The sequence below is a fragment of the Campylobacter ureolyticus genome, assembly GCF_027277485.1.
Taxonomy (GTDB): Bacteria; Campylobacterota; Campylobacteria; order Campylobacterales; family Campylobacteraceae; genus Campylobacter_B; species Campylobacter_B ureolyticus_B.
The window spans coordinates 1-255 of sequence record NZ_JAPXGQ010000062.1; the positions used below are offsets into that span (position 1 = coordinate 1).

Sequence of the window (255 nt, forward strand, 5' to 3'; positions counted from 1 at the left end):
GTATTCACCGTAGCATGGCTGATCTACGATTACTAGCGATTCCGGCTTCATGGGGTCGAGTTGCAGACCCCAATCCGAACTGGGACATATTTTATAGATTTGCTCCATCTTGCGATATTGCGTCTTACTGTATATGTCATTGTAGCACGTGTGTCGCCCTGGACATAAGGGCCATGATGACTTGACGTCGTCCACACCTTCCTCCTCCTTACGAAGGCAGTCTGTTTAGAGTGCTCAGCCGAGCTGTTAGCAACT

1 rRNA gene is annotated in these 255 nt (G+C 49.0%); it reads right to left on the reverse strand.

The annotated features are described in order from the left end of the window. A 16S ribosomal RNA gene (locus tag O6B72_RS09450) occupies positions 1 to 255 on the reverse strand; the annotation flags it as partial.